Annotated in this window: 21 protein-coding genes; 10 read left to right on the forward strand and 11 right to left on the reverse strand. The window is 49.1% G+C overall.

All coding sequences use genetic code 11. From position 1 onward, the window contains the following. The first annotated feature begins 23 nt into the window (after positions 1-23). Positions 24-2810, forward strand: coding sequence for an outer membrane beta-barrel family protein (locus tag AC5FXQ_RS15520; RefSeq protein WP_493603334.1), 2787 nt, complete (start codon positions 24-26; stop codon positions 2808-2810). 85 nt (positions 2811-2895) lie between these two features. Here the strand turns inward: AC5FXQ_RS15520 and AC5FXQ_RS15525 are convergent, their stop codons facing one another. From AC5FXQ_RS15525 to hemG, 6 genes are all read right to left on the reverse strand, one after another. After that, the gene (locus tag AC5FXQ_RS15525; protein WP_493603335.1) at positions 2896-3225 is read right to left on the reverse strand and encodes a DUF3817 domain-containing protein; all 330 of its coding nucleotides are present in this window, start codon (positions 3223-3225) and stop codon (positions 2896-2898) included. A 167-nt stretch (positions 3226-3392) separates the two neighbouring features. Beyond that, entirely contained in the window at positions 3393-4253 is an 861-nt protein-coding gene (locus AC5FXQ_RS15530; RefSeq protein ID WP_493603336.1) for a hypothetical protein, read from the reverse strand. Between the two features lie 314 nt (positions 4254-4567). After that, entirely contained in the window at positions 4568-5680 is a 1113-nt protein-coding gene (locus AC5FXQ_RS15535; protein WP_493603337.1) for a chorismate mutase, read from the reverse strand. A 265-nt stretch (positions 5681-5945) separates the two neighbouring features. Further along, a complete protein-coding gene (locus tag AC5FXQ_RS15540) occupies positions 5946-6896 on the reverse strand; it encodes a TerC family protein (protein WP_493603338.1) in 951 nt (316 codons plus the stop codon). Positions 6897-7047: 151 nt separating this feature from the next. After that, positions 7048-7782 (reverse strand): polyprenol monophosphomannose synthase, encoded by a 735-nt coding sequence (locus tag AC5FXQ_RS15545; protein ID WP_493603339.1) that lies wholly within the window; start codon positions 7780-7782, stop codon positions 7048-7050. 16 nt (positions 7783-7798) lie between these two features. Beyond that, positions 7799-9145 (reverse strand): protoporphyrinogen oxidase, encoded by a 1347-nt coding sequence (hemG, locus tag AC5FXQ_RS15550; RefSeq protein WP_493603340.1) that lies wholly within the window; start codon positions 9143-9145, stop codon positions 7799-7801. 115 nt (positions 9146-9260) lie between these two features. Here hemG and AC5FXQ_RS15555 point away from each other — a divergent pair, with 115 nt between their 5' ends. From AC5FXQ_RS15555 to AC5FXQ_RS15575, 5 genes are all read left to right on the forward strand, one after another. Beyond that, entirely contained in the window at positions 9261-9800 is a 540-nt protein-coding gene (locus AC5FXQ_RS15555) for a D-glycero-alpha-D-manno-heptose-1,7-bisphosphate 7-phosphatase (RefSeq protein ID WP_493603341.1), read from the forward strand. 107 nt (positions 9801-9907) lie between these two features. Then, a complete protein-coding gene (locus AC5FXQ_RS15560; protein ID WP_493603342.1) occupies positions 9908-10429 on the forward strand; it encodes a hypothetical protein in 522 nt (173 codons plus the stop codon). Positions 10430-10602: 173 nt separating this feature from the next. Further along, positions 10603-11190 carry a YdeI/OmpD-associated family protein gene (locus AC5FXQ_RS15565; protein WP_493603343.1) on the forward strand — a complete coding sequence of 196 codons (588 nt, stop codon included), beginning with the start codon at positions 10603-10605 and terminating at the stop codon, positions 11188-11190. Between the two features lie 91 nt (positions 11191-11281). Beyond that, positions 11282-11854 (forward strand): GNAT family N-acetyltransferase, encoded by a 573-nt coding sequence (locus tag AC5FXQ_RS15570; protein ID WP_493603344.1) that lies wholly within the window; start codon positions 11282-11284, stop codon positions 11852-11854. Between the two features lie 8 nt (positions 11855-11862). After that, complete coding sequence (locus AC5FXQ_RS15575; protein WP_493603345.1) at positions 11863-12300, forward strand: hypothetical protein; 438 nt, start codon at positions 11863-11865, stop codon at positions 12298-12300. A 68-nt stretch (positions 12301-12368) separates the two neighbouring features. Here AC5FXQ_RS15575 and AC5FXQ_RS15580 read toward each other — a convergent pair whose 3' ends face one another. Next, complete coding sequence (locus tag AC5FXQ_RS15580) at positions 12369-12527, reverse strand: hypothetical protein (RefSeq protein ID WP_493603346.1); 159 nt, start codon at positions 12525-12527, stop codon at positions 12369-12371. 90 nt (positions 12528-12617) lie between these two features. After that, positions 12618-14012: a type III PLP-dependent enzyme domain-containing protein gene (locus AC5FXQ_RS15585; RefSeq protein ID WP_493603347.1), complete on the reverse strand. Its 1395-nt coding sequence runs from the start codon at positions 14010-14012 to the stop codon at positions 12618-12620. Between the two features lie 170 nt (positions 14013-14182). On the opposite strand from AC5FXQ_RS15585, the gene rocF reads away from it, so the two are divergent. The 4 genes from rocF to AC5FXQ_RS15605 all read left to right on the forward strand — a co-directional run bounded on the left by rocF (position 14183) and on the right by AC5FXQ_RS15605 (position 18592). Next, positions 14183-15154, forward strand: a complete 972-nt coding sequence (rocF, locus tag AC5FXQ_RS15590; RefSeq protein ID WP_493603348.1) for an arginase — start codon at positions 14183-14185, stop codon at positions 15152-15154. Positions 15155-15162: 8 nt separating this feature from the next. Beyond that, complete coding sequence (gene argS, locus AC5FXQ_RS15595) at positions 15163-16953, forward strand: arginine--tRNA ligase (RefSeq protein ID WP_493603349.1); 1791 nt, start codon at positions 15163-15165, stop codon at positions 16951-16953. Positions 16954-17109: 156 nt separating this feature from the next. Next, positions 17110-17607, forward strand: a complete 498-nt coding sequence (locus AC5FXQ_RS15600; protein ID WP_493603350.1) for a glutathione peroxidase — start codon at positions 17110-17112, stop codon at positions 17605-17607. A 49-nt stretch (positions 17608-17656) separates the two neighbouring features. Then, entirely contained in the window at positions 17657-18592 is a 936-nt protein-coding gene (locus tag AC5FXQ_RS15605) for a 1,4-dihydroxy-2-naphthoate polyprenyltransferase (protein WP_493603351.1), read from the forward strand. A gap of 7 nt (positions 18593-18599) precedes the next feature. Here the strand turns inward: AC5FXQ_RS15605 and pncA are convergent, their stop codons facing one another. The 3 genes from pncA to AC5FXQ_RS15620 all read right to left on the reverse strand — a co-directional run bounded on the left by pncA (position 18600) and on the right by AC5FXQ_RS15620 (position 20763). After that, entirely contained in the window at positions 18600-19208 is a 609-nt protein-coding gene (gene pncA / locus AC5FXQ_RS15610; RefSeq protein ID WP_493603352.1) for a bifunctional nicotinamidase/pyrazinamidase, read from the reverse strand. Between the two features lie 118 nt (positions 19209-19326). Then, entirely contained in the window at positions 19327-20040 is a 714-nt protein-coding gene (locus tag AC5FXQ_RS15615; RefSeq protein ID WP_493603353.1) for a PIG-L deacetylase family protein, read from the reverse strand. Between the two features lie 99 nt (positions 20041-20139). Continuing rightward, positions 20140-20763, reverse strand: coding sequence for a DUF5025 domain-containing protein (locus AC5FXQ_RS15620; RefSeq protein ID WP_493603354.1), 624 nt, complete (start codon positions 20761-20763; stop codon positions 20140-20142). Between the last annotated feature and the right edge of the window lie 31 nt (positions 20764-20794).

Here is a 20794-nt window from a genome sequence, read left to right on the forward strand (position 1 = left end):
AGGGGAGCGCTAAGCATACGGCTATGAAAAAATCTATACTTCTCTCACTTATCGTTTTTCTTTGTCTGACGCACGAGGCGGTGGCCCAGCGCTATACCTTGAGAGGGCAGGTGCAGGACGAAAAGCAGGCCGGTTTACCGGGTGCCACCGTGCTGATCCTGCAGGCAAAGGACTCCTCATTGGTAAGTTTTGCCGCAACCAATCCGCAGGGTGAGTTCGAGATCAAAAATGTAAACAAAGGCGACCTGCTCCTCAAAACGACTTTCCTGGGTTACTCGCCTTACTTTAAGCAGCTTCAGTTTCCGGAAGGAGGAAATGTACTGGACCTGGGCAAACTCACTATGCGACCGCTTTCGAATGAACTGAAAGAGGTGATGGTGCAGGGAGAGAAAAGCCCGGTGGTATTCAAAAAAGATACCATTGAATACAATGCCGGTTCCTTTAAAATGCAGCCCAACGCTGTAGCTGAAGACCTGCTTAAAAAGCTGCCCGGTGTGGATGTGGAAACAGATGGCTCCATCTCAGTGAAGGGTGAGAAGGTGCAGCGTGTGACAGTGGATGGGAAAGAATATTTTGGCCGTGATCCGAAGCTGGCCACCCGTAATCTTCCCGCCGATGCCATCGACAAGGTACAGGTCTTCGACAAGAAATCAGACCAGGCCATGTTCACAGGTATTGACGACGGACAGCGCGAGAAAACCATTAACCTGCAGCTGAAAGAAGAGAAGCGCAACAGTGCTTTTGGCAACGCCATGGCAGGTATAGGTACCGATGACCGTTACCAGGCCAAGGCGAGTCTCAACCGGTTCAGCAATGGAAAGCAGCTGTCTTTCCTGGGTATGGCCAATAACGTGAACGCACAAGGCTTTGGCTTTGATGAGTATATGACCTTTAGTGGAGGCATGCAGCAGATGGCTGGTGGTGGAGGTGCTCGCATAACCATCTCATCCGATAACAGCTCCGGGGTGCCGCTGAATTTTGGAGGTCGCACCAATGGTCTGATGGACAGCTATGCTGCCGGTCTGAACTTTAACAACCAGCTAAGCAAGAAGGCAGAGGCCAATGGCAGTTACTTCTTCAACAAGCTCAATCACACCATAGCCCGTGACCTGGAGCGCCTGGAGTTTCTGCGGAATGCGGATGTACGCACCGATCAGCGGAGCCGCCAGCTCAACGGCAACAGCAACCACCGCGCTAACTTCACAGTCGACTATAAGATAGACTCGGCTAATTCTGTGAAAGTGACAGGTGCCATCGGGTATAACGAAACCAGCTCAAATCAGCGGAGTGAGGTAGAAACTTACAATGGAGAGAATCAGCTCCAGAACCAAAGCACCAATACGGCTTTCTCAGATGGCTCCGCTCTGAATGCCAACGGTAGCATCCTGTTCCGGCACCGTTTCCCGAAAGCAGGGCGCACTATTTCCTCCAACACAGAGTTCAGAACCGCATTTAACAGTAATGATGGGACACTGCAGGCTGTGAACACCTTCTCAGATGGCCTTGTGAATGTGCTGGACCAGGAAAATAAGCAGGAAACGGAGAACCATAGCCTGAGCACCAACCTGGCCTATACCGAGCCACTCGGAAACCGACGCTATCTGGAGGCCAACTACAGTTATCGCCAGAACATCAACAGAGTAGACCGCCAGGTATATGACGTGGTAGAAGGTGAATTCCGCTTATATAACGAGTTGCTCAGCAACAGCTATACCAGTAACTACCAATATCATCGGGCAGGTATGAACTTCCGGATGAACAGGAGAGAGTATAGCCTGACCGTTGGTTCCAGTCTACAGCATACTGACCTGACGGGTGAGCTCCTGGGATTGGATGACGATATCCGTCACTCGTACCAAAATGTATTGCCTACCTTACGATTCAACTACGAATTCACGGGCAACCGTCGCATCGATTTCAACTACGAGACCATGGTGCAGGAGCCTACTATACGCCAGTTGCAGCCTGTTGTGGACAACGCTAACCCGCTGAACATCTACGAAGGCAATCCTGAACTGAGACCGGCTTATATGCACCAGTGGCGTCTTAACTTCAGCACTTTCGATCCGGGTACGCTCATTAATTTCTTTACGTTTGTGAATGCCTCCTACACCAACAACGCCATTACGAATGCCCAGAGCTATGATGAGCGCCTAATCAGAATCACACAGCCTGTCAACGTGAGCCATAACACTATGGTGAGTGGTTTTGCGTCGCTTGGATTCCCAGTGAAGAAGCTGAACAGTCGCTTTAACATTGGGGCCAATGTGCGTCAGCAGGAGAGCATCAATCTGGTGAACGAGGTGGCAAACGACATCCGGATACAGAACCTGAATGGTAACCTGCGCTACGAATACCGCTTGAAGGAGCTTTTTGACTTTAACCTGAGAGCAAACTATACGATGCAGCGCACCAAATATCAGTTTGGAGATGACCAGCTGTTCTTTAACCAGACTTACTCGGCAGAGACCAACCTATACCTGCCAAAGCTCTTTAACTTCAACACCAACTTCGACTACATGTTGTTTGATAATCCAGGCTTCGACTTTAGCCAGCGTATACCTATGCTCAACATGTCTGTATCGAAGCAGTTCCTGAAAAACAAAAGTGGTGAGTTGAAGCTATCTGCCCTCAACGTGCTCGATGAGAACCTGGGCGTGAACCAGACTGCCAACATCAACTATGTGGAGCGCGAGACACTCAACTCACTGGGGCGCTATTTTATGTTGAGTTTTACCTACTCCATCAACAAGCACCTCAACCCGATGGGGAACCGAAGTGGAGCCGGGACCATCCGGATCATGAACTAAGCGTTGCGTATAGAAAAGAAAAAAAGGGCTGCCCCATGCGGGCAGCCCTTTTTGATACTATTGGCTAAATAGTTGAGGGTTGTTGTTATGCAACCTGCTTTTGATTAGCAGGCTTCTCTTTTCTATTTTCCTCTTCCTTGAGTAGTTTCTTATCTAAAATAAATGGTCCGAATGGCAGGAGTGATGCGATTACCGCAGCTGCTACTTTCTTGATAGACCAGTTGTACGTGAGTGTAACTTCCAATACTGATACCATGTACAGCACAAACAGCACACCATGTGCCCAGCCAGTATATTTCACCATCTCTGGCATCCCTGCCATATACTTCAGTGGCATAGCAATGCCGAGCAGTAGTAGGTACGATATACCTTCGTATATACCAATGGTGCGAAGTCTTGAAATTGGGGTTCTCATGATGTATAGCTTTTGTTCAGCTGCAATTTAGCACTTAACAGCCGAGTTACCTGAATCGTGCCATTGGAATGCGTAAAATTACGACAGACAGCAGAAATAGCTACCATCAAAAAGCAAACAGGCTGCCTTTGGGGCAGCCTGTTATTTTTAAAAGTTCTGTTTGTAGGTTAGTTTACAGTTATTGGGACTGTATTAAATACAACTTTTTCACCATCATTATTTGTGCCTTCAACAGACCAGTCATCAGTAATTTCGCCTCCCTGGTTCTTTTTAAAGTTCTTGAAGGTGATGGTGAAAGAATTGCTGTAACCGGAAGCTATGTTGCCTAACTGCCATGAAATGTTGCTATTGCTTTCGTTATTTCCTATAGCAGTTTTTCTTACTTCTGCTGTATTGCCATTTTTATCAGTAGCTGAAACAAGCTCAGTAAAGGCTGTTAACCCACCTTGTAACTTAGCACCCTTAATATTGATGCAAGAATTGAAGGTATACTCTACGGTATATTGAGTGTAAGATTTTTCCCCGTCTGTACCAGTTTCTGTTAAATTTTCAATTAATCTACCTATTAACTGTGTGTTCTCACAATTTGAAACTACTTCAAGCTGAGCACGAAAAGAATTAATGTTATTTATATTACCTCCAGCTCCAGTGTATTTAATGTTGAAATTAATAAAGCCAACTCCTTCAGGTGTAAAAGTATGTATAATGGTTTCAGATTTTGTAATCTGTACCCAATCTGTTCCTACAAGCTGCTGTAACATTAGTTCGCCCTTCGGTAGCTCAGTACCATCTGGTGCAACAGCTGTAATAGTCATAGTTACTGGTTGGCCTACAATCGCAGGGGACTTAGAAAACTCAACATTTATAACAGGGTCAATCTTTCTGTCAGAGTTGTTAGTTTTCACTTCCTTTTTAGCCGCATTAATAGCTGATGCATTCAGACCAACCTCATCCAGGTCCTTCGTACAGCTTGTAAATGTTCCGGCTAGCATGAGTAGCGCGATCGTAATAGTAGATAATCTCTTCATATTGGTTCTTTTAAGGGTTGTGGTTTGGTGTAAGTAATAGTTGTGCTTCAACTTATATTTATAGTAAAATTGACGTAATTAATTTTAATATTCAAATATTATTATAAAAATATTTTCAAATAAAAGACTTATAGTTATAGTTTTATGTGTGAAATTGCACTGAAATATCGTCTACTGATTAATGAAAAGGAGCTAATAACTGGTTTCAAATGATAAATACTGATAAGCTTCACAGCAGTAATAGCACAAAAAAAACAGCCTGACAGATCTTGAATAAGAAGCTATCAGGCTGTTTTTTTTGTTCTGTGTTCAGACTACGAACTCAAACCATAATTATAGAGATGTGTACGGGCATACTGCGAGCGTACTTCCTGAAATATGGTCTTTACAAAAGCCTGGTCTATACCTGCGCTGCTTGCCTGGTGCAAGAGGTTTTCCAACACCAAGTCCCAACGCACCGGGTCTGGTTTCTCAGCGCTCTTTTCAGTGGGCTTGCTATAGTCGCCAAGCTGTGCTGTGACCTTCGTACGGCGTGACAGCAAAGTTAACAACTCGTCGTCAAGGTGCTCGATCTCTTTGCGCAACTTTTCCAGCTGGGCACTTTGCTTCAACTTCTCGGCAGGAGCCTGCTGTTGCTTCAAAGCCTGCAACAACATGTGCAATTCCTGTGGCATGATTTGCTGTTGGGCATCGCTCAAAGCGGCGACCGGGTTGTGGTGCGACTCTACCATCAGTCCATCGTAGCCCAGGTCAAGGGCACGTTGGCTTACCGGGCGCAGCAAACTACGACGACCCGCGATATGACTGGCATCGCAGTACATGGCCAGGGCAGGCACCTGCTGGCGCAGCTCCAGAGCGTGTTCCCATTTCGGGTGGTTGCGGTAAGGGGCGCTGTCCAGGGTAGAGAAGCCCCGGTGCATGGCACCAAGCTCCGATAAGCCACTGTTATGCAAACGCTCCAAAGCACCCAGCCACAAGGGCAGGTCCGGGTTTACGGGGTTCTTTACAAGTACAGCCACCTGCACACCCTTCAGGGCGTCAGCGATCTCCTGCACCAGGAAGGGGTTTACGGTGGTATGGGCGCCAATTAGCAGGATGTCAACATTGTGTTGCAGGGCTTGCTGTGCCTGGTTGGCATTGGCTACTTCGCAGGCGGTGCGCAAACCGGTTTCCTGTTTCACGGTGTGAAGCCACTCCAGCCCAATAGTGCCTACTCCATTGAAGCTGCCCGGGCGGGTGCGCGGTTTCCAGATGCCCGCTCTGAATACCGATACTCCTTTTACCTTTTTCAGGCCAAGGGCGGTTTGCAACATTTGCTCTTCACTCTCAGCGCTGCACGGACCTGCGATCACCATAGGGCGCTTGCTGCTTACCAACTGGCTCTGCTGTCCTGCTAATTTCATGCTGCTGTGTGCTGCTGTACTCATGGGTATATGTAATTTAGAATATGCCTTAAAACAAAAAAGCCCCGCTTGTGGCGGGGCTCCTGTGGTACCTGTGTATGTTGATGTTTTACCTAACGCACAAAGTTCTACCAGGGAGCCCCGTTTGAGGCACCAGCTTAGAATTTGTAAAAATAGAGGCGTTAGCGAAAATCATTTTTTTCTTAATTATACTGCAATTGAAAGTATTAAAATCGATAAAAGCAAATATAGGTGAACAATTTTAGTTAAAAATTTTCCAGAGCCTGCTTTAAGGTATGGTTACATCGGGCGGCGGAGGCAGCTTATTATCCTTCTTGGGGAAGAGGAGTGAAGCAACAATGGAAACTGTCAGAATAGTGCCTACGACGAGTAAAGCATAGCGCATATCCAGATGGTAAATATCGCTTAGCAGCAGCTTAGCACCAATGAAAACCAGGATCAGCGACAGGCCATAGTGCAGGTAATGGAACAACTGCATGATGCCGGCCAGGGCGAAGTAAAGCGCCCGCAGGCCCAGTAGCGCAAACACATTGGAGGTATAGACGATGAACGGATCCTTTGAAATAGCCAGGATGGCAGGTATAGAATCGGCTGCGAACACCACATCGGTACTCTCCACCATGATCAGGACCAGGAAGAGCGGCGTGGCGTAGAGCTTGCCGTCAATCCTGGTGAAGAACTTACCGCCCACGGCTGTTTTTGTGAATCGCAGCTTCTGGCTGATCCAAACAATAAACGGATTCTGCTCGGGGTGCAGTTCGTCATCATCTTTCGTAAGAGCCATTTTGGCACCGGTATAGACCAGGAAAGCGCCTAGTATGTAAATGATGAAGTGGAACTTGGCAATAAGCGCCACACCTACCAGGATGAAAATACCACGTAGCACCAAAGCGCCTATGATGCCCCAGAACAGGATCTTGTGCTGGTACTGGAGCGGCACTTTGAAGAAGTTGAAAATCAGGATAAACACAAAGAGGTTGTCGACGCTCAGCGACTTTTCAATCAGGTAGGCTGTCAAAAACTCCAGGGCGGGGGCGGGCCCTTTCCAGTAGTAGATCACTGCATTGAAGATTAGCGACAGTGCCACCCAAAAGGCGCTCCACAGCAAGGCCTCTTTTATCTTGACTTCGTGCTCCTTCCGGTGAAACACAAACAGGTCGAGGCCCAGCAACAGCAGGATGAAAACGTTGAATATGACCCAAAAAAGTATGGTATCCATAGGCTAACAAAACTTGACAGGTATAGACTTTCTTTCTCTAATTGGAGCTATACCTAATCCGTAAAGTTAGTCGATTTAGCGCGGGATATGCAGCTTTGTGGTGAGAATATATTTTGAAAAAAGATTGAAGCGTGTCAGGTATAGCAGATAGCTAGTAGCGGTCAAAATGACGGAAAAAACTGTTCACCTTCATGCGGATCACCCCCAGCACGGCTTCCTTAAATATACCTTTCGACATCTTGGACTGACCTTTGGTGCGGTCAGTGAAAATGATAGGCACCTCCTTGATCTTGAAGCCATACTTAAAGGTGAGAAATTTCATCTCAATCTGGAAGGCATAACCCACAAAACGAATCTTGTTGAGCTGAATGGTCTTGAGCACTTTGCGACGATAGCACACAAAACCTGCGGTGGTGTCGGCAATGGGCATACCTGTGATCAGGCGCACATACAGGCTGGCAAACCAGGACATCAGCACCCGGCTCATAGGCCAGTTCACCACGTTTACACCCTGCACGTAGCGGCTGCCGATCGACATGTCGTGCCCTTCTTCGGCGCAGGCCTGGTAGAGGCGCACCAGGTCATCGGGGTTGTGCGAAAAGTCGGCGTCCATCTCAAAAATGTACTCGTAACCCTGACGCAATGCATATTTAAAACCATGAATGTAAGCCGTACCCAAACCCAACTTGCCGGTGCGTGACTCGAGGTGCAGGCGATCCGGAAATTCCTGCTGTAAGCTACGAACAATATCCGCCGTGCCGTCAGGGGAGCTATCGTCCACGATCAGCAGATCAAAAGGGTAGGGGAGTGACATCACCTTCCTGACAATAGCCTCAATGTTTTCCTTTTCGTTGTAGGTTGGTATGATCACCAGCGAGTCATTCATACCGCAAATATAGTTATTAGGCTATTGAGCGGGAAGCAGCGCGTGTATTAATTTTGGAGGCAATGGCTTTGGCTTCGCGCACGCAATCGGGCACCGAAACGCCGGCAGACCAGTTGGCAGAAATGAACAGACCATCCTGCTCGAGCACCTCCGCCAGGTGGTGGGCATCCTCGATGTAAAGGTCAAATTGGGGCAGGGCGTGACGCCACAGGTGCATGTGCTGATATACAGGGGCCAGCGCCTTGATCTGGTAGGTTTGGCAGAGCTCCTGGTGCACCTGCCCGAGCAGGCTGCGTTCCTCGAGCTGGGCATGCTCGGCGAAGCGTGTGCCACCCACATAAGAAGTGATCAAAACCTCATGGGAGCGGCAGCGCCCCTCAAACAGTGAACTCGTCCATATAGAGCCTGACGTGAAAGACTGCTCCTCCCAGGGGTGAAGTGCCCCGAAGCCTTGCAGCGGGTGGCCAACTTCCGCACGGTTGTACACGGTGTGCACCACTGCCATGGGCGGGTAATTGATGTTCTGGAGCGCCGCTGACATGCCCGGATAGGTAAACTCAATCAGTTCAGCAGCCTGATGGGCAGGTAGGGCAAGCACCAGTTTGTCGTACTCTTCGTTGTCGTGGTCGCCGTTGGAAGCGCAGCTAATGATAAACTTCCCTTTGATGCGGGTTATAAATTCCACTTTGTGGTCGAGGTGCAGCGAAATCAACTTGTCAGCAATGGCTTGTGGCAGCGTGGACATACCATTGCGGAAAGAGAAGGCCCGTTGGAACACGCCCCGCTTCTTTTTCTGCACCATCCCTTCCAGCACTGAGCCATATTCTGTTTCAAGCTCTTTAAGCTCAGGATGGGCTTTGTTAACCAATAGCTGTCTGGGGTCGCCGCCATAGAGACCGCTGATCATGGGAGCTGCCAGGTAGTCCATCTGCTTAACCCCAAAGCGTCGCTCGAAAAAATCCGAGACAGTTTCGTTTTCAACCTCAGCAGGCGGCTGCTTCCGTTCCTGCAGGATTCTGTACTTGTCTTCTTTTGTAAAAAGACCGTTGGCCAGAAATGACTTGGGGCTGGCTGGGACCGGGTGCAGCTTTCCGTCGTGCAGCACATACCTTTTGTTATTACGCGGCGTCAGTGGCAGCAGCTCGGTTTCCAGTTTGAGTTCTGTAATGAGCTGCAATAGCTCTTCGTTCATTTGTAAAGTGTTGGGGCCCAGTTCTAAGGTATAGCCATTTTTGCGTATAGTACGCATGTTGCCGCCCACCTCACTGCCGGCCTCAAACAGGTCATACGCTATGCCCTGCCGCTGCAGGTAATAGGCCAAAGACAAGCCCGAAATTCCCGCTCCGATTATCGCTACTCTCATGATTTCCTGCCTGTAAGCTGTTATTATTTGTGCCTTTGTGGAGCAGTATTGCTGCCGGGGCATGCATATCCAACGTAATAATTCTAATTTTAGCGCCTGAACCTATAGACTGACAATGCAGCGAAAGTGCATATTCCTGGACCGTGACGGTGTGCTTAACCGCGAACGAGGAGACTATACCTATACCTTGGAAGATTTTGAAGTGCTGCCGGGCGTACCGGAGGCTTTGGCGCTTTTGAAGCAAAACGGCTATTTGCTGATTGTGGTTACAAACCAGGGCGGTATAGCCAAAGGCCTGTATACCAAGGCCGATGTGATGGCCTGCCACCAGAAACTACAGGATGCCTGTGATCATCTGATCGATGCCATCTACTACGCCCCCTCACATCCTAAATACTCCGAATCACTCTCCCGCAAACCCGACAGCCTGATGCTCGAACGTGCCATTGCCAGGTATAACATAGACCCTGTCCAGAGCTGGATGGTGGGCGACTCCCACCGCGACCTGGAAGCCGCTGAGAAAGTAGGCGTGCGGAGCATTATTGTTGGCGATAAGTATGACCCCGGCAGCTATACCTGGCAGGTAAATGACTTGTGGGAAGCGGCGCAGGTTATTTTGGGGAATAGGGAAAGTAAGGCTAAGGTTTATACATAATTTCTTATATTTAACATAAGTGGAGTTGCTTTTAAGCGGACAGCCGTCTGCTGGGAAAGCGTATATTTACGCTTTCGAGCAAGTTAGGTGCAGTAAAAACAAAATCAATGCAGCTTAAAAAATTCATCAAAGAAATTGAAAATCTAAAACCTACAGCGGAAGAGCTTGACAAAGCAGCAATTCCCTTAAGCGAACAAGACCGCTGGGAGATTAATGTCTTAGATGATGAATTCAACGCATACGATGGACCACTATATCAGATGGTTTATTGCTTGGATAAATTACAACTATTCTCTGGACTCGAGCAGTTATCTGATATGGATGAAGATGCCCCAGAGCCATTTATTATATGGGGCATTAATTCCAATTATAATTTTTTTTACGCTTTTAACTATTTAACCGATGAAGTAGTGCTGCTGGATGATTTAAAATCGCCTGAACCCAATATGCTTTGTGCCGCAAGTGGACCTAAATTCTTAGATTGTTTACTGGTTGTAGCAGAAGCTGAAAAGTTAAGGTTATTGAACAGTGTCGAATTTGATAAGAGTAAAGAACATTTAATTGAAAGAGCAGCAAAAGCAGCGGGTGGGATAAAATACAAAGAGCATTGTCAAAACTTAATAGGATAATTAGCTTCACCTAACCACACCCATAAGCCAGCTACGCCGCCTTATGGCCAAGTACGTTAAATCATCCGACTCCTCATGCTTCTTCTCTCTTACTTCTGTGGTCCATACTTGCAACTGCTCAGAAGTAATCCCTTAACTACCTAACATTACTCTTCGATCACAAAGAAATAAAGATGAATCCTACTTTTTTTTCACATTTTTCTGAATTTAGGAAATGGCTGGAGGAGCACCACAGCACACACTCAGAACTGGTTGTTGGTTTTTATAAAGTAGATAGCGGTAAACCCAGCATGACATGGAGCCAGTCCGTTGACCAGGCGCTTTGCTTTGGGTGGATCGATGGTGTGCGAAAATCGATCGACAGCACTAGTTACCTCATTCGGTTTACGCTACGGAAGTCCTCCAGCATATGGAGTGCTGTCAATATCAGGAAAGTGGCTGAACTTACGGGGCAAGGACTCATGCACGAGGCTGGGCTGGCCAGTTTCAACAACCGGACAGAGAGCAAATCAAAGATTTACGCTTATGAAAAAGCCGAGGTCACGCTTTCACCTGAGTTTGTACAGTTGTTTGAAGCAAACGAAAAGGCATGGTCCTACTTTCAATCGCTTGCTACTTCTTACCGCAAAGCCTCGATCAATTGGGTGATGAGCGCAAAGCAGCACGTTACGCAAACGAAGCGCATCAAAGCACTTATTGCAGATAGCGAAGCGGGAACGAATCAGTGGAAAGACAATAAGTACCAGAAAAAAAATAATTGAGTGGAGTACACACTTCAAGATTATTATCTAAGAAGTCATTAAGCCTTTTGAATTGACCAAATGCCTACCGTTAACAAAAATTCGCTGTAACATGACCCAGTATAGATCATTTGAAACAGAACGCCTGCTGCTGATCCCAACTTCGGAAGACGATGCTGCTTTTATGTTGAAGCTGCTTAATAGCCCAACCTGGATCAAGTATATAGGGGATAGGAACGTGCATTCTACAGAGGAGGCGGCTGCTTATATCCGCAGTAAAGTCACTGCACAACTAGAGCGGCTTGGGTATGCGAACTACACCGTTATCCGGAAGACAGACCAGGAGAAACTGGGCGTTTGCGGGCTTTATGATCGGGAGGGGCTGGAAGGCATTGACATTGGTTTTGCATTCCTGCCGGAGCACGAGAAGAAAGGCTATGCCCTTGAAGCTGCCCTGGAAGTAAAGCGAGCCGGTATAGAGGAGTTCGGCATTACCCAGATGAAAGCAATCACGGCAAAAGACAATGTGGTCTCACAAAGACTGCTGGAGAAACTGGGACTGCGATTTAGTAGACTGGTGCAGTTACCCGACGATCCGGAAGAGCTGCTTTTATACGAGCTGAAGGTTGATGAACTGACAGCACGCCCAAAACAGAACCATATCCATCCTGAATCAATTACATAGACATCAACATGAACCCTATCCTGAGAATTATTTTGGCCGTTGCGGCTGGTGTCGTGGTCGGCAGCGCTGTCAACATGTGCATCATTATGGTGAGCGGCGCCCTTATACCGCCCCCGGCTGGAGTTGATACCACCACTACCGAAGGCTTGTCGGCTGGCATGCATTTGTTTGAACCGAAGCATTTTCTGATGCCCTTTCTGGCGCATGCCCTGGGTGCGTTTGTGGGTGCATGGGTAGCAGCCCTTGTTGCTGCTAGTCACAAAATGAAATTTGCGCTAGGTATAGGCGTCTTCTTTCTGGCCGGAGGTATAGCCAGTGTGCTGATGCTGCCTTCGCCGGTATGGTTCACGGTGCTGGATCTGACCGCAGCCTACCTGCCAATGGCGTATCTGGCTGGTCTGCTTGCCACCAGAAAGCGGAGGAGGGTAGTAGGTATACCTGCCTGAAAAGGCTGCAGCAACAAAAAAACCGGCCTTTAAGCCAGTTTTTTTATATCCATAGGTAATCGCTCGGATTAGCCTTTGATCACTTCAGTTTCCTTCACAAGGTCAGTTGCCGGGGCGTTTTGCTCAGACACCTCAACGCTGGCAAAGTTGTAGGCTGGGCAGTATGTCTTGCAGGAAGTCATACCCAGTGCCAGGATGAATGCGCCGAATGCTGCTAATTTCTTCATGGTAAAATATTTAAATAAACGATGGTAATCCAAAAATACAATTTTTACTATAAATGCAAAACAGTATACGCAAATTTAACGCTCGCGGCGTTAAATTTCGTATCCAAGTATGTTCAGCATCGATTCATAGCTCTGCTCCGGCGCAAACTGCCAGCTGATCAGCTTACCATTCTCATCACGGTCCACCAGAATGTGCTGCGGCGAAGGAATCAGACAGTGCTTGATGCCGCCATACCCGCTTAGCTGCTCCTGGTAAGCGCCTGTGTGGAAGAAACCGATGTAAAGTGGCTCTCCTTTTGGCGCTTTCGGCAGGAACACCTGGAACGAGTGCATCTCGGAGTTATAGTAGTCCTGGCTGTCGCAGGTCATACCCCCCAGCTGAATCTTGCGGTACTCCTTGTTCCAGTGGTTGATTGCCAGCAGTGGCCAGCGCTGGTTCAGTGCCCAGGCATCCGGCAGGTTCGTGATGAATGAACCATCGATCATGTACCAGAGCTCCTTGTCGTTCTGCAGCTTCTCGTCCAGGATAGAGTAGATGTTGGCGGCACTTTCGCCTACGGTAAAGATGCCAAACTCCGTGAAGATATTCGGCTCCTGCACACCCTCTTCCTTGCATATACGCTTGATCGTGCGCAGAATCTCCTCGGTCATGTACTGGTAGTTGTAGTCCGCCTGAATGGAGGTCTTGATCGGGAAGCCACCGCCAATGTCGATGGTATCCAGCTCCGGGCATACCTTTTTCACTTCGCAGTACTTGTGCACGAAGCGACTTAGCTCAGACCAGTAGTAGGAGGTGTCCTTTATACCTGTGTTGATGAAGTAGTGCAGCATCTTCAGCTCAAACCTGTCGTCGGTTTTGATCTGCTGCTCGTACAGGTCGATCACGTCGTTGTAGCGCACACCTAGTCGGGAGGTATAGAACTCAAACTTCGGCTCTTCGTCCGAGGCCAGCCGTATACCAATTTTAGTCTTTGCGTTTACGTGCTCCTTGTAGTAGTCGATCTCGCCCAGGTGGTCGATAATCGGCATACAGTTCACAAAGCCATCGTTGATCAGCTCCGAAATCCACTGGCGGTAGCGCTCACGCTTAAAGCCGTTGCAGATGATGTAGGTGTTCTTGTCGATTTTGCCCTTCTTGTGCAGTGCCCGCACGATCTGCATGTCGTAACCAGATGAGGTTTCGATATGAATGCCGTTCTTGAGGGCTTCCTCCATTACAAAGGAAAAGTGCGAAGCCTTGGTGCAGTAGCAATAGGTGTAAGTGCCCTGGTAGTCCAGCTTCTGAATGGCGTCGTTGAAAAGACGCTTCGCCTTCTGAATCTGAGAACTAATTTTGGGCAGGTATGTTAATTTTAAAGGGGTACCATACTGCTTGATCAGGTCCATCAGGGGAATACCGTTGAAGTACAATTCGTTGTTCTCTACAGTGAATTCTTCAGTTGGGAAATCAAACGTTTGGTGTATTAGGTCAGTGTATTTATCCATTATGGTGCTTGTGCTCTTAAGAAAACATGCAATATTGTTCGTTATTTACCATCTTTGCAAAAACTTAGTTCAATTTATATGAATCGTTCATGAAATTATTCCTATTAGGCTCTTTATAGCCGGAAAATTTTGTGAAAGAAGGAAGCTAGCGTTGCAGAACATATAGATCTATGAAGAAGATTAAACTAATAGAAGTAAGGTCAGAGTTGGGAGCCGGAACACGTGGGGCGAGCATGGGAATTGACGCGCTGCGGGTCGCCTGCTGGGACAAAGGCTGCGACTACTTCAAACGTTTCAATTCCATCAGCGTACCTGACCTTAACTATACCCTGTTTGACAGGGACCTGTTCCCGAATGCGCACCGCATCGACAGTATCCTGACGGTGCAGAAGAACATTGCCAATGCCGTAGAGCAGACACTGGAGCTGGACATGTTTCCGCTCGTGCTGTCCGGTGACCACTCCAATGCCCACGGCACGATAGCAGGTATAAAATCCGCTTACCCGGACAAGACGCTGGGTGTGATCTGGGTAGACGCACACGCCGACATCCACTCGCCGTATACCTCGCCATCGGGCAACGTGCACGGTATGCCGCTGGCCATGGCGCTTAACATCGATAACCTGGAGCGTCAGATAAACGACCCGGCACCAGAGACCGTTTTCTTTTGGAACTCGCTGAAGAAGCTGGGCTATGACGGCCCGAAGCTGAAGCCGGAGCACCTGGTATACATTGTAGTGCGCGATACCGAGGAGCCGGAAGACTACCTGATGACCAAACACGGCATCAAGAACTTTACCTATGCTGAGCTGAGCCAGAAAGGGCCGGAGCAGGTAGCGGCAGAAGCACTCGGGCGTCTGCAGGACTGCGACATCATCTATGTGTCTTTTGACGTGGACAGCCTCGATTCGAAGTTCTCGAAAGGAACCGGAACACCGGTAGAGGTGGGCCTGACCGTAGAAGAAGCAAAACTGCTGAACTACCACCTGTTGCAGGATCCGCGCATTGTGTGCTACGAGATGACCGAAATTAACCCGACGCTCGACACTGAAAACACGATGGCCGAAAACGCTTTCGACATACTCGAGACAGCCACTGATGCCATTTTACACCGAGAATTCAATAAAACACCTATACATTAATTTACTTAATGCAACTTCAATCCGCCATCAGCCAAAGCATTAGCCAGGCACTGCAGGCTTTGTTTGGCCTTACTGTTGATGCTTCTGCTATCGCCCTCCAGCCAACCCGTAAGGAGTTTGCCGGCAGCTTTACGTTCGTAACCTTCCCCTACACCAAGCAGGCCGGCAAAGGTCCTGAGCAGATCGGGGAGGCATTGGGTGCCTACCTGAAAGAGCACGCCGCCGAGGTGAAGAACTTCAATGTGGTGAAAGGCTTCCTGAACCTGGAGATAGAGGAAGAGGTATGGGTGCGCCTGTTCCGCGACCTGATGACCAACCCTGCGCACGGGAAGGCAGCTGACTCCGGTAAGAAAGTGATGGTGGAATACTCTTCGCCAAACACGAACAAACCCCTGCACCTGGGTCACCTGCGCAACAACTTCCTGGGCTACTCAGTGGCTGAGATCATGAAGGCTAACGGGCACAACGTGATGAAGGCAAACCTGGTGAATGACCGCGGCATCCACATCTGCAAGTCCATGATAGCTTACCAGAAAATGGGCAATGGCGAAACACCGGAAAGCAGCGGCATGAAAGGTGATCACCTGGCTGGCAAGTACTACGTGCTGTTCGACAAAGCTTACAAGGAGCAGATCGACGAGCTGGTAGCTGGCGGTATGGACAAGGAAGAGGCGAAGAAGAAGGCACCGTTGATGCTGGAGGCGCAGGCCATGCTGCAGCAATGGGAGCAGGGAGACGAAGAAGTAGTAGCGCTGTGGAAGACCATGAACGGCTGGGTGTACGAAGGTTTTGATGCCACTTACCGCAACATCGGCGTTAATTTTGATAAATTCTATTACGAGTCTGAGACTTATACCTTAGGCAAAGAGCGTGTAGAGGAAGGCCTGCAGAAAGGCGTGTTCTTCAAAAAGCCAGACGGCTCGGTTTGGGTTGACTTGACCGACGAAGGCCTGGACGAGAAGCTCTTGCTGCGCTCTGACGGCACCTCGGTTTATATCACCCAGGATTTGGGTACAGCTGAACTGAAGTATAATGACTTCCCGTATGACCAGTCGGTATACGTGGTGGCGGACGAGCAGAACTACCACTTCCAGGTGCTGAAGGCAGTGTTGAAGAAGCTCGGCAAACCATACGCAGAGGGTATCTATCACCTGTCTTACGGCATGGTGGACCTGCCTTCGGGCAAAATGAAATCGAGAGAAGGTACGGTAGTGGACGCTGACGAGCTGGTGCAGGAGATGGTCGACACGGCACGTCAGCAGACAGAGGAACTGGGTAAGATAGAAGGTTTTACGCCGGAGGAGGCACAGCAACTGTACCATACCCTGGCTATGGGTGCCCTGAAGTATTTCCTGTTGAAGGTAGATCCGAAGAAGCGCATGCTTTTCAATCCGCAGGAATCTATTGATTTCCGTGGCAACACGGGGCCGTTCGTGCAGTACACGCACGCTCGTATCTCTGCTATTCTGCGTAAGGCTGGCGAGATGGGGATAGCCGTAGATGCCGCCTCTTTTGGTGAATTCAAGAACCTGCATGAAGCGGAACAGGAGGTGATCGTACAGCTGGTGAACTACCCGGAGGTAGTGAAAGAAGCTGGTAAGTTATACGCGCCGTCTGTTATCGCGAACTACGCCTATGAGCTGGCCAAAGCCTATAACCGTTTCTACCAGGAGATCTCGATCTTCAATGAGACAGACGAGCAGGCCCGCAACTTCCGCATTGCCCTCTCTGCCATGGTAGCCCGCTTCGTACGCGAAAGCATGAGCCTGCTAGGTATAGAAGTGCCGGAGCGGATGTAAACAAAAACAGAACGTACTGGTTAAGCCGCATATACTTATACCTTAAGCAAATCAAATATGAAACGCATTGCGCAACTTTTGAGCATAGGCCTTGTATTTAGTGTGACAACAGCCTGCTCCGGCGGGTCTAACACAACGAATACAACAACAGATACTATGACTACAGAAACAAATCAGACGGCACAGAGCTCTGACTTCTATTCTTTTAAGGTAAACAGCCTCGAAGGACAAGCAATTGATTTGTCGAAGTTTAAAGGCAAGAAAGTGCTGGTGGTGAACACTGCGTCCGAGTGCGGCTATACCCCGCAGTACGCCGACCTGCAGAAGCTTCACGAGACACATGGCGATAAGGTGGTGATTCTAGGCTTCCCGGCGAACAACTTTGGCGGACAGGAGCCCGGTTCTGAAGAGGAAATTGCAGCTTTCTGCCAGAAGAACTATGGCGTGACTTTCCAGATGATGGAGAAGGTATCGGTAAAAGGCGATGACCAGCACCCGCTCTACCAGTGGCTGGCCAAAAACAGCCCGAACAATGAGGAGCCAGGCTGGAACTTCAGCAAGTATCTGATCGATGAGAATGGAAAGGTGATCGCCTTTTATCCGTCAAAAGTGAAGCCGATGGGAGAGGAGATCCTGGCGGCTATTCAGAAGTAATTCCATCAGGTACAGGCCTTTGCTATACCTGATAATTCAGAGCAATACCTTGAACACAACACAACACATTCCGCAGAATCCAGGTCTGGTAAAGGCCTGGATTTCCGCTTTTAGGCCGCGCACGCTGCCGCTGGCTTTTTCATGTATCGGCATGGGTGGTTTTATGGCGGCTGCCTACGGAGCATTTGATGCGGTGATGGTGGGCCTGTGTGTACTCACCACACTATTTCTGCAGATACTTTCCAACCTGGCCAACGACTACGGCGATTCCATACACGGCGCCGACAGCGAGCACCGGGAGGGGCCGAAGCGGGCTGTGCAGGCCGGCCACATCAAAGCCGAGCACATGAAGAAAGGGATGGCTGTTTTCAGCCTGCTGTCGCTGGTGTCGGGCTTGCTGCTGCTGTGGGTGGCTTTCGGTACCGAAGGGATATACCTGTTCCTGATCTTTCTTGCCCTTGGCCTGGCTTCGATCTGGGCGGCTATTAATTATACAGCTGGCTCTAAGCCTTATGGGTATGCCGGACTGGGCGATATCTTCGTGTTCGTGTTCTTTGGCTTGGTGGGTGTGCTGGGTACTTTCTTTTTGCAGGCTCAATCGTTGCCCATGCTGGTGATCCTGCCGGCTATGGTTTGTGGTTTCTTCTCGACAGCGGTGCTCAACGTAAATAATATCCGGGATATCAAGTCGGATGTGCTGGCGGGCAAGCGCTCTATACCTGTGCGCTTAGGCCCAGCGCGGGCGCGTGTCTACCACACCTTCTTGCTGGCAGGGGGCGTGCTGAGTGCGGTGGCTTACGTGCTGCTCAACTTGTACAGCGTGTGGCAGTTTCTGTTTGTGCTGGCTGTTCCACTTGTGTTAGTCAATGGCGTGAAGGTATGGCAAAAGCAAACCTCCGCCGAACTCGACCCATACCTGAAGCAGATGGCGATTACCACCATGTTGTTCGTGCTGCTCTTCGGGATAGGCCAGGTGGTGGCTTGATCAGTTACTAAAGCAGGTCGCCGCTCTGTATGATTTTTCCACCGCTGGCCAGCATGTCGACTCGTGCAGCGGCATAGCCTTCCTGACTGATCGGGCGGGTGGCATCCTCAATAAAGTACTTCTCGAATCCTTCTCCCAGAGCATCTTTGGCAGAGTAGTACACACAGTAGTCGGCGGCCAGGCCGGCCAGGTAGAGCTGTGTCACGCCTTTGCCGCGCAGGTAATCTGCCAGTCCGGTTGACTTGAGACGGCCGTTGTCATAAAAGCCGCTGTAGCTGTCGATTTCCGGATTAGTGCCTTTCCTGAAAATAGCCTCAATCTTTCTGGTTTCAAGAGCAGGAGCGAGGTCGGCTCCGGGTGTGCCCTGCAGGCAGTGGTCGGGCCAGAGGACCTGTGGCAGCCCGAGTAGCTCGGTCGTTTCAAACGGGCTCTTGCCTTCGTGATTTGAGGCAAAGCTCTTGTGATCAGCCGGGTGCCAGTCCTGCGTCGCCACCACCAGATCAAACTGCTCCTGCAGGCGGTTTACAATAGGTATGATCAAGTCCCCTTCCGGCACAGCCAATGCACCGCCAGGCAGAAAATCGTTTTGTATGTCGATCAGCAAAAGTGCTTTCATAATTCAGGTATAGGTATAGCCCAAAGGATACGCTAAAATAAGCATTAGCTGCCAATTAACACCAAGTTATACCTTGCCTCCTCTTTTAGTTAAATGTCAGATAGTCTTCTACTCAAGGCTAAAGCCCATCTGTTAGGTTAGCCAGTGGAGGTTTATGGTCCTCCTGATAAATTTCGAAGTAGACGGTATCGCCAATCGACTCCACCACATTGGCCTGCTTGATCACGTCCTGATAGGTGTCATAACAGTTCAGTGCCTTTTTCATGATTTCTATGTCCTCAGGTCGCAGCTTCACTTCGCAGTCGATGAGGTCGGGCCTGCTGTGCTTCATCAGGAATTTGCCGGATTGCAGCGGCTGTTCTGTTTTATTGGGCAGCGTCAGAAAAGCCAGCCTTTTCAGGTAATCGGAACCGCCTTCTTTCATCTCCAGGTATACCCGCTTAACGACGGCGTGCATCACGAGGTGGTCATGAAAGCCGCTCACCCCATGCACCGGGTACGATACGATGACCTGCGGTTCTATCTGCCGGATATGCGCCTTTACCACCTTTTCAATCTCGCGTGGGTCCATCTCTGCTAGTTTACTGTCAGGCAGGTCGAGCACCGTCATACCTGTCAGGCCAAGCACCCGTTCCACGGCCAGCATCTCCTTATACCTGACATCGCCCATCTCTTCTACGCTCAGGCCCAGTTCGTGCCGCACTTTGGTGGCGCCGCCCCTGGTGAGGGTGAGCAGGTATACCTGGTGCCCTTGCTCCAGTTGCTGCCACATAACAGGGGCCGGACCGAAGGATTCATCATCGGGATGCGGAAAGATATAGAGAATGCGCATGATGGAGGTTTTGGTTTAAGTGTTTGGATGCTCACTTAAACGGAGAAATGCGCTGGAACGGTTTGCAGGATCTAGGCAAATCAGGTTTAGCAGAATATACTACAGGCTACAATGATTTGGATTGTAGCTGTTTGGCTTGTTAAACTTGAAACTCCCCTTTTCAATTCTGATAAATTCCTCAGGGTTTTGCTCATGATAGAGGATGCCTTCGAAGCTTCCTTTTATGCTCTGGAGTTTGACAAAGCCAGACAGCGGCAATATTTCATCTACCTTTACCTGAAAAGAATTAGGTGTATTCACATACCTGGTAGAAGTGCCATCGGCGTGCGTGATCAGGTAATAAGCGTAGGAATCGAAAATTTCCTGATAAGTGCCGGTCGTGTGGTAAGTGCCCTTTTTATCTACTCCTGTAATTTGGATCTCCAGCAGGTCGTCTGCTTGCATGTCGCTCTTGCCGGAGTTGCTGTGCGCTGAAATTGTAAAAGCAGGGGAGGAAATGTCGTTTACCGTATGAAGTGACCAGGCACCGTTAAACCTGCTTCTGCATTTATCGCCATCAATTGCTGTCGGTACCCAGTCCTGTCCGTCTAGCTGTAAGGCGAGTTCATTCACAAAAGCAGGCTCCTCCGGACCAGGCGCCTTTTTATCACAACTCACCGACAAGAGCAAGGTCAGGTATAGAAAAGCAAGTGATCCGATTTTTTGAATAGCCGTCGTTTGCATCTATACCTGTTTAGTGGTGAAAACTTAAGAT

The sequence above is a fragment of the Pontibacter sp. LHS1 genome (assembly GCF_058932855.1).